Origin of the sequence: Pseudoduganella aquatica (assembly GCF_009857595.1) — a bacterium.
Classification (GTDB): domain Bacteria; phylum Pseudomonadota; class Gammaproteobacteria; order Burkholderiales; family Burkholderiaceae_D; genus Rugamonas; species Rugamonas aquatica_A.
In genome coordinates, this window is record NZ_WWCU01000033.1 from 42,622 (window position 1) to 57,090 (window position 14,469).

Consider the following 14,469-nt stretch of genomic DNA (forward strand, 5'->3'; position numbering starts at 1 on the left):
GCCGCGCATGGCACAAGGCATCGGCAGGCAGCGGTATTGTCGGCGCGGGGCTGACCGCAGGGCCATGATGTAAATCAACAATTGGGAAATGGTCCGGCTCCGGCCGCGCCAATTACTGCCTAGGCCGGACGAGCTATGGCGCGACGCCCCGCGCATGCGCACAATGACGCTTGCGACTCAACTGCAGGAGGACAAGATGGATGAATGTGACGCGCACAACTACGCGGGACCAACACTGGTCTGCACCGTCAGCGGCGACGGCTACCGCGTGCACCGGCTGGTGGACGACCAGCCCTACCGCTTCAAGGACAGCAAATGCCAGGTCCGGCGAGACCCCATGGTGGCCGCGCTGTTCGGCGCGGCCGGCAGCACCGCCAAGAAGGGGAAGAAGCTATACTCATAGCGATGAACCGACGCCAGCTCCTCGCCGCCCTCGCCCTCTCGCTGCCCCTTTGCGCGGACGCCGCGCCGCCGCCGGCGCCGCATGCGCTCCCGCGCGTGGTCGTCTCCACCGACATAGGCGGCACGGACTTCGACGACTTCCAGTCGCTGGTGCATCTGCTGCTCTACAGCGACAGCGTGGACCTGGAAGGCCTGATCGCCTCCCCCTGGGGCGAGGAGCGCAACCGCAAGCGGCATCTGCTCACACTCATCTCCGTCTACGAGCAGGACTATGCAAAGCTGCGCGCCGTATCGGCACGCTACCCCACCCCGGAACGCCTGCGCAGCATCGCCAAGCAAGGCGGCACCGACCTGGCCAGCCCGCGCGGCTGGGACCAGCCCACCGAGGGCTCCAACTGGATCATCGCCAGCGCCAGGCGCGACGACCCGCGCCCGCTCTGGGTGCTGCTGTGGGGCGGCTTTGAAGACCTGGCCCAGGCGCTGCACGACGCGCCCGACATCAAGAGCAAGCTGCGCGTCTACATGATAGGCGGGCCAAACAAGAAGTGGTCGCTGGCGGCTTACGACTATATCGCCCGCGAGCACCCGGACCTGTGGATCATCGAAAACAACTCCACCTATCGCGGCTGGTTTGTCGGCGGCCAGCAGTCGGGGGATCTGGGCAACGCTGGCTTCGTTGAGCGCCACGTCAAAGGCGCGGGTGCGCTGGGCGCCTATTTCAACGGCATCGCCCCGCAGATCAAGATGGGCGACACGCCTTCGCTGGCTTACGTGCTGGGGACCAATCCGGAGCAGCCCGGCGCGGGCGGCTGGGGCGGACGCTTCGTCCGCGCCTGGGACCGGCCGCGCGTCACCTTCACCAGGCCACCGACAGCGGCGGACGTGGTGGAAACCTTCGCCGTGATGGAACTGGTCTACCGCCCCGACGGCCCGGCGCCGGCCAAGGCCGAAGCCAGCCTGCTGGTGGACAAGCAGGAGTTCCCCGGCCACCTGGGCAGCGACGGCGCCTGGCACTTCCTGTTCTCGCCCAAGGAAGCCAAGACCTGGAGCTACCGCATCCGCAGCAGCCACCCAGGCCTGGACGGCCAGGGCGGCGGCTTCACCTCGCGCATGCCGGCGCCTGAGCTGGCCCGCCAGCCATCCGCGCGCTACCCGAACTGGTGGACCGACGATCCGGATCCCCAGTGGAGCGAAGGTCCGCACCAGGGCGCCAAGAGCATCAGCCGCTGGCGCGCGGACTTCCTGCGCGATTTCGCCGCCCGGCTCGCACCGCTGCGCGCAGACTAGCGGGCGCTCTCTCTTTTGGTCGGCAGCAAGTTTTTGTGTCCGCCTATATCATAGGAAGACACAAACCAACACTCGCTTAGAAAATGACCGCACAATTTGCCGCCGCAGTGGCGCCCGAGTTCTCCATGAGGAAGCCCAATTCGGAACAGGAGCGCGTGGCCGCGCTGGAACGCCTGGGCATACTGGACAGCCAGACCAATGAGTACTTCGACGGCGTGACGCGGCTGGCCATGACCATATTCGGCCTGCCGGGAGCCTTCATCTCCCTCATCGACCGCGACCGCCAATGGCTCAAGGCCAGCACCGGCTTCTGCACACCGGGCGACTCGCGCGAGCATTCCTTCTGCACCCACACCATCCAGGCCTCCGACGTGCTGGTGATCGAGGACACGCACGAAGATCCGCGCTTCCGCGACAACCCCATGGTCACCGGTCCGGACCGGATCCGCTTCTATGCCGGCGCGCCCATGCTCACGCGCGACGGCTTCGCCATTGGCGCCTTGTGCATTATCGACCAGCAGCCGCGCCAGCTCAGCGAGTCGCAGCGCCACAAGCTGCAAGGACTGGCCGCGCTGGTGATGTCGCACATCGAGCTGCGGCGCGCCGTTGGCCACGTGGACGCGGTCAGCGGCATCGCCAACAAATTCCAGCTGGAGGTGGACCTGACCGAGCAATGCGGCGTGGCCGAAGGCGAAGAACGGGTGCTGGTCTATATCGACATGCCGGATGCGGCCAAGGCCTTCGAAATCGCCAGCGTGCTTGGCATCGCCGTGTACGACGACGTGGTGCGCAGCGTGGCAGGCAGATTGTCCGCCCTGTTCCGCCACCGCGCCACGCTGTATCACGTGACCGACACGCGCTTCGCCCTGCTCTCGAAAGATGGCGACACGGCGGCGTTTATCGCCTTCCTGGACAGCGTGGACGCCACCCTGCAAGAGCCGCTGCTGGGCCTGAACCTTCCGCTCAACCTGGACAGCTTTGGCGGCATCGTGCAGTTCAAGCTATGTCCGCAATCCTCCACCGATGCGCCGCGCAAAGCCTCGGCGGCCGTGAACCAGGCCCTGATCGGCCGCCAGCGCTGGAGCGCCTACGACTCGCAGCTGGACGCCAGCCAGCAGCGCGCCTTCCGCCTGCTCAACAGCGTGCAGTCCAGCCTGGCCGACGACGCCTTCCACCTGGTCTACCAGCCCAAGCACGACGTGCGCACCGGCGCCTGCCACGCGGCCGAAGCGCTGCTGCGCTGGCAGCATCCGGAGCTGGGTTTTGTGTCGCCGGCGGAGTTCATCCCGCTGATAGAAAAGACCGCGCTGATCGGCCCCCTCACCCGCTGGATCATGCGCACAGCGATCAAGCAAACGGCGGCCTGGCACCGGCAAGGCCACGCCATCAAGATCGCCATCAACCTGTCGGCCTACAACTTCGAGGAAGTGGACATCTGCGAACGCTTGCTCGCCACTTGCCTGGAATTCGGGCTGGAGCCGCGCTACGTTGAAATCGAATGCACGGAAGGGACCTGGATGGAAAGCCCGGCCATCCTGAAAGCCATGCACGATATCCGCGCCGGGGGCATGAGTTTGGCGCTGGACGACTTCGGCACCGGCTACAGCAATTTCTCCTACCTCCAGAACGTGCCCGCCACCGTGGTCAAGGTGGACCAGTCGCTGATACGCAATGTGCACACCAGCGAGCGCGACCAGCGCATCGTCCGCTCGCTGATCGCCCTTGCCGCCGAGCTGCAGTACCAGGTGGTGGCCGAAGGCGTGGAGACGGCGGAGTCGCTGGAGCTGATACGGAGCTGGGGCTGCCAGGTGGCTCAGGGCTACTACTTCGCCAAACCGCTGGCGGCGGATGCGTTTGTCGGGCACGTGGAGAAGTTCGTACAGCCGTCTTTTTCAAGCACTTAAGCCATCAAATACGGCACATATAGATCGTACACGCGTCACATTGCAGTCATAAACATTCGCTAGCATCACGGTTTCCAATCACACCCGAGGAAATCCATGAACTACCGCTTGATGATGACTGCAGGACTGGCCCTGTGCGCCAGCCCGGCTTTTGCCCTGAACATCGTGCTCACCAACGACGACGGCCTGACCAGCAATCTGAAGGCCCTGTACGACGAGCTGAAAGCCGCCGGGCATTCGGTCATTGTTTCGGTGCCCTGCTCCGGACAAAGCGGCCGCAGCTCGGCCATCGTCATGTACAGCACCACCAACATCGTGCCCGACAACGACAAGACGCAGATCGAAGCCGAAGGCGGCTGCCACAACGGCGCCGCGCCGCTGGGCGCTCCCGCTGTTGGTCCGTTCACCAAGACCGGCTACACCGGTGGCGACTTCAACTACGTGCACGGCACCCCGGTCATGTCCACCATGTACGGCCTGGACGTGCTGGCGCAGGCACGCTGGGGCAAGGCGCCGGACCTTGTGCTGTCCGGCCCCAATGAAGGCCAGAACGTGGGCAAGCTGGTGATCAATTCGGGCACCATAGGCAATGCGCAATTCGCAGCGGGACGCGGCATTCCGGCCATCGCCCTGAGCGCCGGCGCCAACACCACCGACAACGCCACCCTGGCCAGCCCCATCTCCCGCACCGTGGCGCAGCTCACCACCAAGCTGATCTCCGCGCTGCAGGCCAAGGCAGGCTCCTCGCCGCTGCTGCCGGCCGGCGTTGCGCTGAACGTGAACTTCCCCGATGTGCCAAGCACCACCACGCCTTGGGCCTTCTCGCGCCAGGGCACCTACGACACCTACAACCTCAAATTCAGCAGCGCGGCCCCATGGGGATTGAGCGGATCGGCTCCGGGCGCGGCCACCGCCGAACAGGCCGAGGATGAAGCGCTGGTCTACAAGACCAAGGTGTCCGTCACCGCCATGCAGGTGGGCTACGAGCAGCGTCCCGCCGGCCAGCAGTGGCTGCGCCTGCGCCTGCGTGACCTGTTTGCTCAATGAGGCGCGCCATGATGCACAAGACTTACACCCGCGCCGGCGCCGCGCGCCTGCTGCCGATCCTGCTGCCGCTGATGCTGGCCGCCTGCAGCAGCGGCGGCGATGATGCGCCCACCGTGAAGGTGACCGAGCTGCCTGCCGGCGTGTACGCGGTCAGCGCCGGCGACGCCGCCAGCCCGACTGCGGGTAGATACTACGCGGCAGCAGACGGCAGCCGCCTGCTGGTGCTCAATGCAGGAACCCAGCTGGCATCGGCCATGTACCAGCGCGAGACGGACGGCAAATGGAAAATGACGCCTGCCGCCACCAGCGATACGGCGCTGGATCTGCTGAACAGCAGCGCCATCCCGTCGAACGTGCTCAATGCCGCAGCCATCGCGCGCAGCTACACCGTCCGCCTGGCGGCAGGCGGCGTGGCGGCATTTTCGGTGAACGCCAGCGGCGATATCGTTGCGGGCGCCACCAGCTGCAAGCTGTCCGGCAAGCTCGCCGCCAGCGCACTGCCGCAAACGCTCAAGCTCTCGCTCGGCACCGCCGGCTGCGGCGACCTGCCTGCGCAGTCCGAGGGCTTCCTGGTAGCCGACAGTGACTACGCGCCGGCCGCCTTCCGCCTGCTCACCTCCGGCGCCGCGGCGCCGCTTGACCTGTGGGCCTATCCGGAATAGGCTGGCCCGCTCCCGCCTGCAGCCACTTCGCGGTGGCTGCAAAGGCCGAGGCGACCGAATTCTCGGACGCCTCGCCCGGCGGCTCGAGATTGGTCAAGCCGGTCAGCCCCATCGAGATCACCTGGGCGCACAAGCCATCGATGCCGCGCGCGCCGGGCATGTACTGTTCAAACACTTTCACCAGGTTGTTGCCGCGCCGGCTGCGCAAGCTGGCCGTGTAGTCTTTCAGATCGGGCATGCGCGCGGCGGCAATGGCCACCGCGAAGTTGGCGCGCGCCAGGTCCAGCTTTTTGCCGTCGCCCGCTATCCGCAAGCGCTGCAATTCCGTCAGGCTGCCCGCATCCACCGCCAGCAGGATGTGCGCGGCGATGGACTCCAGGCCCGCTATCACGAGGTCGTACTGCGTGGGGAAACGATAGCTCAGCGTCGTGTGCGGCACACCGATTTCCGCCGCAATGGCCCGGTGCGTAAGCCCGCCGACGCCCTGTTCGGCCAGCCGTATGCCGCAGGCGCGCGCGGCCAGCGCCATCCATGCGGGCGTTTGGCCCGTGCCGGATTCGGCGGCCAGCTTGTCGCCTCCAGGCTGCATCTGTTCGATCAGCAGCGCGAACAGGACGGCGCCCGCCTCGTCCGGCGCGGCAGCAAGGCCGCCGGCGAACAGCCGTTGCAAGCACACCCGCCGCAGCATGCGGTAGGACGAGACGGCGTTCAGGGCCACGCTGTAGGCGAGTTCCGCCACAACGTAGCCTTGCCACCACGCGCACTCCACCAAGGCTCCGGCCAGCCCGGCCCTCCGGGCAAACTCGTGCCAGAACGCGCGCCGCTCCTCAGCCCAGGGCTCGAAGGCGGGACGCAGCGCCGCGTCCCAGGTGCAGGCATGCAGCATTTCCAGGTAGAGCATGGAGATGGCGCGCTGTTCCGTGACCAGGTCGTCGAGTATGGCTTCCGCCATATCGGCTGCGATGGACGGCGGCGGGCTGCCCAAACCCGCCAGCAGCTTGCGCCAGTGGTCCAGGCGCTGCGCGTCATGCTCGCGCGCCGCTCGGCAAATGGCGGCGATAATATCTGCACGCGCACCGTAGTGATTGCTGAGCACTGTTACGGATACACCCAGCGCTTCGGCCAGGGGCCGCAAGGTCAGGCCAACCAGCCCTTCCGCCGCAACGATGCGGCAGGCCGCAGCCAGCAAGGCATTTGCCTGCGGCGCTTTTCTGGACCTTTTTTCAACGGCGGGGTCGGACAATGGGGGCTCGGGGAGGGGAGGCGGAAATCAGGCCGATTGTAAAACATTTGTCCTGAATTGTGGAAATTCAAACCGGTGGAGGCCAGCAATGGAAACCGTCAGGCTAAAAAAGAAGATGGCACTGGCAAACGCGTTCAGCGCGCTGGGCCGGAGCTGCGTGGCGCAAATGGAAGCTAACATGGCCGGCGTGCAGGCCAGGGATGCCGAAAGCTTGCACCAGATGCGGGTTGCGCTGCGCCGCTTGCGCGCGCTGCTGAAGATGTTCGAGCCGCTGGTCACGGCACCGCAGAATATTCAGAAGGGCCTGGACTGGCTGGCCGCCGCACTGGGTCCGGTACGCGACTGGGATGTACTGGCCGGCACCACCCTCAAGCGGGTGCGCGGCGCTGATACGTCAGCACTCAGCGAAACGGCTCTCGCAAAAGCAGCCAAACTGCACCGCGCAATGCTGCGGACACTGGACTCACCCCGCTTCAAGAAGCTTATGCTGCGCCTGAACAGCTGGATGCAGGAAAAACAGTGGCGGAACGACGTGACCGAGGCTGGCCGCGTGGCCATGAAAAAACAGGCTGCGCGCAGCGCCATACCGCTGCTGAAAAAGGCGGAAAAGCGGCTACGCAAACGCATCGCGTTGCTGGAGCCGCGCGAAGCCCCGGCGGTTCACCGCGTGCGCATCGCAGCCAAGAAGGCGCGCTACGGCGCAGAGTTCTTCCGCGATCTTCTGGACCGGGAAAAGGCCGCGAACTATATACACAAGCTGTCTGCGCTTCAGGACAGGCTAGGCATGTTGAACGACATGACGGTGGCCGCGCGGCTGCTGGCAGAACTCCAGTATGAAAATAGTCAGCTGGCGCAGGCGGCGGCGTTCTCGCTTGGCTACCTGTCTGCGGAGGCCGAAGCTGGTCTTGAGCAGCTGGAAAAACCGCTCAAGGCCGTCGCAAAGCTACGCATGACCTGATAGCCTGCTGAATGCATTCGCAGGCGTTATTCTGCCTGACTAGAACACCCAGTGAATCTTGCCGCGCAAGGGGGCAGCACCGGCCCCGCAGCGGTTCTCGAAACGCACGTCCAGCGTCTTTACCTTGCCGAATGAATAGGTGATGCCATCGATCGCGAACCACCCCGCATCCGGAGCAGAGGTGCACCCCCGCCCCATGCCGCCCCAGTCAATTCCGCCCCATGCGGCTTTATGGTAGGGATAGCGCGACAAGCCGCCGTAGTAGCCCGGCTTCAGTTCGCGCAGCGCAGCCATGGCGGCAAGCTGCCCGGTCCACTTGTCGCCGCTGGGGCCGTCGTTCACATTGACGCTGAACAGTGTGCCAGAGACGGTGACCGCCGTTCCGCCCGCGTGCGTGTACAAATAGGTCTTGCCCAGGCCGACCGTGTCGCCCGCAACGCTTTCAAGGTAGACGTAATTGCCGGACGGCGCGCTGGCGGTGGGCGTCCACAGGCCGGCGGGCATAGGCAGCACCGGCAGCGGCACGTTGGTGGTGTCGGACGCATCCCAATGGATCTGGCCATGCAGCACGCCTGGGGCGCCGTCGCAGCGCTGCTCGAAGCGCAGGTCGATCGCGGCCAGTTCGCTGCCGCTGTAGCGCACTTTGTCGATCACGAACCAGCCTGCGGGCGCGGCGCACTTGCCGTCGGGGTTATCCCAGCGGAACGCGCCTGCTGTGCCTTCGCCCATCGGGAGGCCGGACAGGTCGCCATAATAGCCGGGCACCAGCCGGGTGCCCTTGCCCGGCAGCTGGAACAGGCCGCCCCAGTTCTCCCTTTCCCAGGTGCTGTAGCTGCGTTTCAGCCACACGTCTGCGACGTTGCTGTGCGCGGACAAGCTGAAGGCAGCATCGCTCTGCGTGTACAGATAGCTGCGGTTGCCAACGATAGCGTCGCCTTCCGTGCCCTGAAGATAAACATAGTTACCGCTTGCAGGCACCTTGCCCGCATCCGCTTTCCAGACGCTCGGAATGGTCTTGGCCGTCACCTGCAGCGACGCCTGGCTGCTGAACGAGGCGCCATCCCCTACCACCAGCGTGAGTCCGTAAGTACCGGCGAGATCGGCCGTGAAGGCAGGAGCCGCACTGTCTGCGTCCGACAGACCCGCCTTGCTTCCCTCCGGCTTGGAGGACAAGGTCCAACGGTAGGAAACCTTCCTGGCTGCGGAGCTGGCGCTGCCGTCGAGCCGCACCTCCGTCCCGACGAGCACCTCCTGCGACGCACCGGGGCGGGCGACAGGCGTGTAATTCACGCCTGGCTCGTACAGAACCACGCCCTGGCTCATGGCCGCCCGCGTGCCGTCCAGGTTCTCCTGGCTTTCGCTGAAGCTGACCAGCACTTGCGCCACCGTTGCGCGGCCCTGCGTCAAAACGCCAAGCCAGTAGGCGACGCCAGCCGCATCGCCCTCGCGGCGCAGCACGTTTCTGTACAGATTATCGACAGTGGCCTGCGCGCCCGGCGATTTGCCATACAAAGCCTGGTACTCCGAGGACGTGGCAAACCCGGTGGCGATGGTATCGAGCGACGCGCCCTGCTCCAGCAAGGGCGCCCAGTAGCTCAATCCCGCAGCGTCGGGCGCGCGATTGAATGCGGCCTGGTACAGCCTCAGTATGCGGGCGGCGGCGCTACCTGTTCCAAACACCAGGCTGCAGTCGTCGAAGCGCAGCGTACTGTCAGCCGGCACGGCAACCTGCGCGCCAGCCTTGCTGGTCACCGTGATCGAAGCGGCACCGGCGGAGATGGTGTAGTCCTCGCGCAGTCCTGGAAATTGCTTGACGCTGGCCGCTGCTGCGGCACTGCTTGGGGCGGAGCCACCCAGCAGTTTTCGGGCGCCGGCGCTATCCTGCTGCGCGCCATCGCCACCGCAAGCGGTCAATCCTGCGCACAGCAGCACTACAGACGCAAATCTGAACATACTTTCAAGCCTGACTGACGGAAAAAGGTGCCAAGCGTACCACGCAGTTCCCGCCTGAATTGTCACCAATAACCACCGGCCAATATCGCCCCAGCGCACTGGCGCATAGCGCGAACCGGCTTACTGCCGGTTTTACAGCAGCCAATGCGCTAAAATACCCCGTACCTTCAACGATGTAAAACCGATGAACGATGAAAATGCTGGCGCTCGCCGCCCAATATCCGGCAGCACGATATGGACCCATCGCCATATGCGGCTGGCTGCGGCGTCGCTGGTGATGGTGTTGAATGCCGGGGCTGCGGTAGCGGATGTATCAAAACCGCCGCAGGCCATGGCCGCCACGGATGCCACGCCAGACACGGTAACCGTGCAGCGCGGCGACCTGCAGCAAACAGTCGACGCAATCGGGAAATTGCAGTTCCATCGCGTTTCGGACGTCAGTGTCCAGACGGCGGGCCAATTGAAAGCGGTACTGTTCGCCGTTGGGGATACGGTGCACGAAGGCACGGTGGTAATGGAGATGTCGCCGGCGGTCCAGGCCATCCAGGTCGAAAGCAATCGTGCGCAAATGGCGCGGCTGCAGGCCGAGCTGGCGGACCAGCAGGCGCAAACCGATTTCGCCGAGTTGCAGTTCAAGCGCCAGACGCAGCTCAAGGCGCAAAACGCCACGCGGGAAGAAAGCGTCGAATCGAGCCGCATGAATCTGTCTTCGGCGCGCGCCCGCATGGACTCCATCAAAGCGCAGATTCAGCAGCTCCAGGCGACGCTGAAATTCGATGAAGAAAGCCGCCAGCATACGCAGATATTGGCGCCGATCTCCGGGACCGTCGTGGCCGTGAATGCGCGCCCCGGACAAGCGGTCAGCATCGGCCAGGCGGGCGCGCCATTGCTGCGCATTGCGGACCTGTCGCAAATGACGGTCCAGGCGCGCGTGGCGGAAGCCGATGTGACGCGCCTGCGGCGCGGCATGACGGCCAATTTCCAGACGCCCGGCTATCCGGGCCGCACCTGGTCGGGCAAGCTGCGCCAGGTGCTTCCCGTGCCTGCCGAGGGAACCGGCGAACAGGGCAAGCAGACTTTCTACAACGTTCTGTTCGAGGTCGACAATCCGGAGCAGGATTTGATGAGCGGGATGACGGCCCAGGTGCAGTTCGTCGTCGCGCAGGCCAAGGATGCCTTGCTGCTGCCGGCCCACTTGCTGGGCAAGCGCGACGCGGCGGGAATGTATGAGGTCCGCGTCGTGAACGCCAACCGGCAGATCGTGCCGCGCGCAGTGAAGGTCGGCATGCGCAATCAGCAGCAGGTACAGGTGTTGTCCGGCCTGGAGGCCGGCGAGCAAGTTCTGGCAGGGCCGGTGCCCGTGCCGGCTGTCGCTCCCCTGCCCAAGCGGGCAGCACTGATGGGGACGCCATGAAACAACGCTCCCTGTTCGACGGATTGGCACAAGCGGGAATGCTGCGGACAGGCGCGCCAGCCTTGTGCCTCGCCGGCGCGCTGCTGACGGGCTGCGCGCACACGATTCCCGTTGCGGAACCGTTGCCGGCGGTCGACTTGCCCGCCGGCTGGTCACAGGCCGGGACGCCGGGCAGCCAGGAATGGCCCGATACCAACTGGTGGCAGCGCTTTGGTAGCGCCGAGCTGAGCCAGCTGGTGCGCGAAGGGCAAGAGAACAACCTGGAACTGGCCGCCGCGCTGTCGCGGCTGCGGCAGGCCGAGTCCCAGGCGCGGATTGCCGGAGTCGCGCTGTTGCCTTCCGTCGATGCTGTTGCAGGCGCCAGCCGGGATTTACCGGTCGCCGGACATCACAACGCCAATGTTTCATCGAGCGGGCTGTTGCAGGTGTCATACGAAGTCGATTTTTGGGGCAAGAACAAGGCCAATGTTGCCGCGGCCGCAGCATCGCTCAGGGCCAATGCCTATGACCGGCAAACTGTCGCCCTCACCGTGACCAGCGGCATCGTGGCGACTTATCTGCGCGTATTGTCCCTGCGCGACCGTCTGGACGTGGCGCGCGAGAACGCGACGAATGCCGAGCATGTGCTGTCGCTGGTCGAAGCCCAGAGCAGCGTCGGCGCCGCCACGTCGGTCGATCTGGCGCGCCAGCGCTCCGCTGTCGCCAATCAGCACGCCGCCATCCCCGATTTGCAGCAACAGGAACGCGAGGCGCAGTCGGCCTTGGCGATTTTGCTCGGCCGCTCGCCGCAAACCTTTCGCATCCACGATAGCGGACTCAACACGATTCAATTGCCGGAGGTGGCGCCTGGCATGCCGTCCGAACTCCTGTCGCGGCGCCCCGACATTCGCCGTTCGGAAGCGGTCCTGGCTGCTGCCAGCGCCAATGTCGACGCGGCGCGCGCGGCGTTGTTCCCCAGCATACGCCTGACCGGAACGGCGGGCACGCAGAGCAGCGCCCTGCTGTCGCTGCTCAACGGCCAGAACTTGTTCGCCAACGTCGGCGCATCGTTGATGGCGCCGATTTTCGATGGCGGACGCCTGCGGACACAGCGTGACCTGGCCGTTGAACAAAAACAGGAACTGGTGCAGGCATATCGCTCGACGGTACTCGCGGCCTTGGCGGAAGTGGACACCGTGCTGGGCCAGATCAAAAGTCTTGACGAGCAGCGCCGGCTAAAAATGGTCGAGCTGGAACAGACGCGCATGGCCTTCAATTTGTCTGAGATCCGCTACAAGGCGGGGGCGGAAGACTTGATGACCGTGCTAGATACCCAGCGCAGCCTGTCGGACGTGCAGAATGAGTTGGGGATACTGAAGCTGAAACGGCTACAGGCCACGGTATCGCTGTACAAAGCGCTCGGCGGTGGGTGGCAAGCCGGATGACCGACGCGAGCGCCTGCTGAGCCGTTTCATCAAGACTGTCAGTGCTGCGGAAATGCCTCGCGCCCCGCTCTCGCCTCATCGAATTCCAGCGCCTGCTCCAGATCAAACTTGCAGATCCAGCCCTGCTGCAACAACGTCAGGGGAGACTCCAAACACCGCTGCTTGAGTTCGAAGCCGGATAAAGTGAAACGATCGGACGACATCCAGTCCAGGCCGCACTCGAGCAAAGGGAATTCCATGGAATCGGCCGCGCCGTCCCGTTCACCGATTGCGCCATACGTGGTACTGCGCCCAAAGATAGGGCTCAACATGCTGTCGACCACCAGACGGCCGGACGTGTTGCGGGCAAATCTGTCTGCCAGCATCCGCCTTTCCAGCTCAACGCCGTAGTCGAACATGTGGACCGCACGAAACCGCGTGACGCCACGGGGAACCGCAAGCCGGCAAATCCAGGTCTGCGCGACACGCCTGCGCCCTTTGTCGCTCACAACAGTCTCAACACCGCTGATCACAAGCTGCCAGGACTTGAACCAAACCAGCTTGGGCGCCAGCAGTTCGCCAATCACGCGCTGCGCTCCCAAAGGGTAAAGGCGGGCGACCTTGCCTGGCCTGCGCTGCCCTTGATCGGTCACGTTGAGCACCAGCAGTTCGCAAGGTTCGGAGCCGTCCCACAGCGGCACCGGATGGTCCAGCAACACACCAGACTGACGGCGCTTCGCAACCCATACCTTCACCTTCCCCTCCAAAAAATACTGTACACGCATACAGTATATCAGCAAGGGCGAAAAGCGCTATCATTCCAGTCTCGTCTCCAGCTCACCACCCATTATGTGTGTCAACTTTCAACCTCCAACGCCGCAAATGCTCGAACAAGTCATGGGCGTGCTGATCGATTTGCACGACGTGGAGCGCTGGAAGCCGGAGACATGGAAGGACTATTCCGCCCCTATCGTTCGGCGCGGCACGGATGGGGCGCGCGAAGGACTGTTAGCGACCTATGGCATGGTGCCCAGGAAGCGTATTCCGGAAGGTGTGCGCCCTTTCGATACGATGAACGCACGCGCCGAGACGGTGGGCCAGTTGCGCTCATTCTCCGGCGCCTGGAAGCGTTCACAACTTTGCCTGGTGCCCATGACAGCTTTCTATGAACCCTGCTATGAGAGTGGAAAGGCAAGCAGGTGGGGCATCGGCATGGCAGACCAGTCGATGTTTGCCGTCGGCGGTTTGTGGCGTGAGTGGGATGGGACCGACGGGCCGGAATGGTCGTTCACCCAGCTCACGATCAACGCGGACGACCATCCGCTGATGCAGCGCTTCCACAAGCCCGGAGACGAAAAGCGCGCGCTGGTCATCGTCCCGCAGAATGAGTGGGACGACTGGCTGCAGGCCTCCGAGCCGGAATATGCGCGTAGCTTCTTGCGCCATTATCCGGCCGAGGCTATGACGTCATGGGAATGCCCGGTGCCGTCACGGGCGAAGAAGGCGGACACGCCACCCGAGGCATCCGACGGCAACCTGGCTTTCGATTTCTAGGTCCAAGCGTACCGATAAAAGCGCGCGGCGCTCGACAAGCCGTCTGCCCTAGTCTGTGAGGACAAGAAGGCAGGGTAAATTACACCAGAAAATTACACAGGCGAAAAAAAGCCGACTTCGCAATGAGTCGGCATTTTTATAACTGCATGATTTCGCAGTGATATTCTGGTGGGAAGTGCAAGTTTCGAACTTGCGACCCCTGCAGTGTGAACCCAGCGCGCGGTTCCGGCATCGTCATAGGGGAGCTATGGTCTTGCGCAGTTCTCATCTTAGCATTTTTGGTGGAATCTTTGTCGAATGCGAGTATTTTTTGCAGAGCTAACAGCTACTCACTGCCCATGGAAGTCCCCTCCCTCTCAGGGCCCCCCTCTCCTCTCAGTTGTAAAATTGCTGCAATGTGGTATAAACGTGGTAGCGGCCAAATCCGCGCCGGAGAAATGATATGGATACGAAAACTTTTTTAGTTGTGAAAGACGCCTCCAAAGGAGGCGTCACTGAGAGGCGTGTCACAAAGTCAGGCGACTCCGTTTATTTGGTGAAAGAGTCCGCCTATCGGTCCGCCATGGGAGCTGCAAAAAAAGTGCTGGACGCCAAGGACCCGAATTTTGACGCCCGGCTCACGTTCGTGCGGGCGAAATAGCA

The 14,469-nt window shown here is 64.0% G+C and carries 13 protein-coding genes; 10 read left to right on the forward strand and 3 right to left on the reverse strand.

The genetic code is table 11. From position 1 onward, the window contains the following. Nucleotides 1-196 precede the first annotated feature (196 nt). The 5 genes from GTP77_RS22880 to GTP77_RS22900 all read left to right on the forward strand — a co-directional run bounded on the left by GTP77_RS22880 (nt 197) and on the right by GTP77_RS22900 (nt 5,302). Nucleotides 197-403, forward strand: a complete 207-nt coding sequence (locus tag GTP77_RS22880) for a hypothetical protein (protein ID WP_161074464.1) — start codon at nt 197-199, stop codon at nt 401-403. A gap of 2 nt (nt 404-405) precedes the next feature. After that, nucleotides 406-1,689, forward strand: a complete 1,284-nt coding sequence (locus GTP77_RS22885) for a DUF1593 domain-containing protein (RefSeq protein WP_161074465.1) — start codon at nt 406-408, stop codon at nt 1,687-1,689. Between the two features lie 83 nt (nt 1,690-1,772). Next, a complete protein-coding gene (locus tag GTP77_RS22890) occupies nt 1,773-3,593 on the forward strand; it encodes a sensor domain-containing phosphodiesterase (RefSeq protein ID WP_228892427.1) in 1,821 nt (606 codons plus the stop codon). Nucleotides 3,594-3,689: 96 nt separating this feature from the next. After that, nucleotides 3,690-4,640, forward strand: a complete 951-nt coding sequence (surE, locus tag GTP77_RS22895; protein ID WP_161074466.1) for a 5'/3'-nucleotidase SurE — start codon at nt 3,690-3,692, stop codon at nt 4,638-4,640. An 8-nt stretch (nt 4,641-4,648) separates the two neighbouring features. Continuing rightward, nucleotides 4,649-5,302 (forward strand): hypothetical protein, encoded by a 654-nt coding sequence (locus GTP77_RS22900; protein ID WP_161074467.1) that lies wholly within the window; start codon nt 4,649-4,651, stop codon nt 5,300-5,302. Here the strand turns inward: GTP77_RS22900 and GTP77_RS22905 are convergent. Beyond that, complete coding sequence (locus GTP77_RS22905; protein ID WP_161074468.1) at nt 5,253-6,491, reverse strand: TetR/AcrR family transcriptional regulator; 1,239 nt, start codon at nt 6,489-6,491, stop codon at nt 5,253-5,255. The genes GTP77_RS22900 and GTP77_RS22905 overlap by 50 nt on opposite strands. A gap of 142 nt (nt 6,492-6,633) precedes the next feature. Between GTP77_RS22905 and GTP77_RS22910 the strand changes: the two genes are divergently transcribed. Beyond that, the gene (locus GTP77_RS22910) at nt 6,634-7,503 is read left to right on the forward strand and encodes a CHAD domain-containing protein (protein WP_161074469.1); all 870 of its coding nucleotides are present in this window, start codon (nt 6,634-6,636) and stop codon (nt 7,501-7,503) included. Between the two features lie 39 nt (nt 7,504-7,542). Here the strand turns inward: GTP77_RS22910 and GTP77_RS22915 are convergent, their stop codons facing one another. Further along, nucleotides 7,543-9,456: a DUF4214 domain-containing protein gene (locus GTP77_RS22915; RefSeq protein WP_161074470.1), complete on the reverse strand. Its 1,914-nt coding sequence runs from the start codon at nt 9,454-9,456 to the stop codon at nt 7,543-7,545. Between the two features lie 184 nt (nt 9,457-9,640). Between GTP77_RS22915 and GTP77_RS22920 the strand changes: the two genes are divergently transcribed. Then, entirely contained in the window at nt 9,641-10,870 is a 1,230-nt protein-coding gene (locus GTP77_RS22920) for an efflux RND transporter periplasmic adaptor subunit (RefSeq protein WP_229202306.1), read from the forward strand. Beyond that, nucleotides 10,867-12,294 carry an efflux transporter outer membrane subunit gene (locus GTP77_RS22925; protein WP_229202308.1) on the forward strand — a complete coding sequence of 476 codons (1,428 nt, stop codon included), beginning with the start codon at nt 10,867-10,869 and terminating at the stop codon, nt 12,292-12,294. Before GTP77_RS22920 ends, GTP77_RS22925 begins: the two co-directional genes overlap by 4 nt. Before the next feature lie 38 nt (nt 12,295-12,332). Here the strand turns inward: GTP77_RS22925 and GTP77_RS22930 are convergent, their stop codons facing one another. Continuing rightward, entirely contained in the window at nt 12,333-13,058 is a 726-nt protein-coding gene (locus tag GTP77_RS22930) for a hypothetical protein (RefSeq protein WP_161074471.1), read from the reverse strand. A 112-nt stretch (nt 13,059-13,170) separates the two neighbouring features. On the opposite strand from GTP77_RS22930, the gene GTP77_RS22935 reads away from it, so the two are divergent. Both GTP77_RS22935 and GTP77_RS22940 read left to right on the forward strand, forming a co-directional pair. Further along, the gene (locus GTP77_RS22935; protein ID WP_308807771.1) at nt 13,171-13,827 is read left to right on the forward strand and encodes an SOS response-associated peptidase; all 657 of its coding nucleotides are present in this window, start codon (nt 13,171-13,173) and stop codon (nt 13,825-13,827) included. Nucleotides 13,828-14,269: 442 nt separating this feature from the next. Beyond that, a complete protein-coding gene (locus GTP77_RS22940) occupies nt 14,270-14,467 on the forward strand; it encodes a hypothetical protein (protein ID WP_161074473.1) in 198 nt (65 codons plus the stop codon). The last annotated feature ends 2 nt before the right edge of the window (nt 14,468-14,469 follow it).

Coding starts and splice junctions, on each gene's coding strand:
- GTP77_RS22880 (WP_161074464.1), top strand. CDS start 197: ATGGATGAATGTGACGCGCACAACTACGCGGGACCAACACTGGTCTGC.
- GTP77_RS22885 (WP_161074465.1), top strand. CDS start 406: ATGAACCGACGCCAGCTCCTCGCCGCCCTCGCCCTCTCGCTGCCCCTT.
- GTP77_RS22890 (WP_228892427.1), top strand. CDS start 1,773: ATGACCGCACAATTTGCCGCCGCAGTGGCGCCCGAGTTCTCCATGAGG.
- surE (WP_161074466.1), top strand. CDS start 3,690: ATGAACTACCGCTTGATGATGACTGCAGGACTGGCCCTGTGCGCCAGC.
- GTP77_RS22900 (WP_161074467.1), top strand. CDS start 4,649: ATGATGCACAAGACTTACACCCGCGCCGGCGCCGCGCGCCTGCTGCCG.
- GTP77_RS22910 (WP_161074469.1), top strand. CDS start 6,634: ATGGAAACCGTCAGGCTAAAAAAGAAGATGGCACTGGCAAACGCGTTC.
- GTP77_RS22915 (WP_161074470.1), bottom strand. CDS start 9,456: ATGTTCAGATTTGCGTCTGTAGTGCTGCTGTGCGCAGGATTGACCGCT.
- GTP77_RS22920 (WP_229202306.1), top strand. CDS start 9,641: ATGAACGATGAAAATGCTGGCGCTCGCCGCCCAATATCCGGCAGCACG.
- GTP77_RS22925 (WP_229202308.1), top strand. CDS start 10,867: ATGAAACAACGCTCCCTGTTCGACGGATTGGCACAAGCGGGAATGCTG.
- GTP77_RS22930 (WP_161074471.1), bottom strand. CDS start 13,058: ATGCGTGTACAGTATTTTTTGGAGGGGAAGGTGAAGGTATGGGTTGCG.
- GTP77_RS22935 (WP_308807771.1), top strand. CDS start 13,171: ATGGGCGTGCTGATCGATTTGCACGACGTGGAGCGCTGGAAGCCGGAG.
- GTP77_RS22940 (WP_161074473.1), top strand. CDS start 14,270: ATGGATACGAAAACTTTTTTAGTTGTGAAAGACGCCTCCAAAGGAGGC.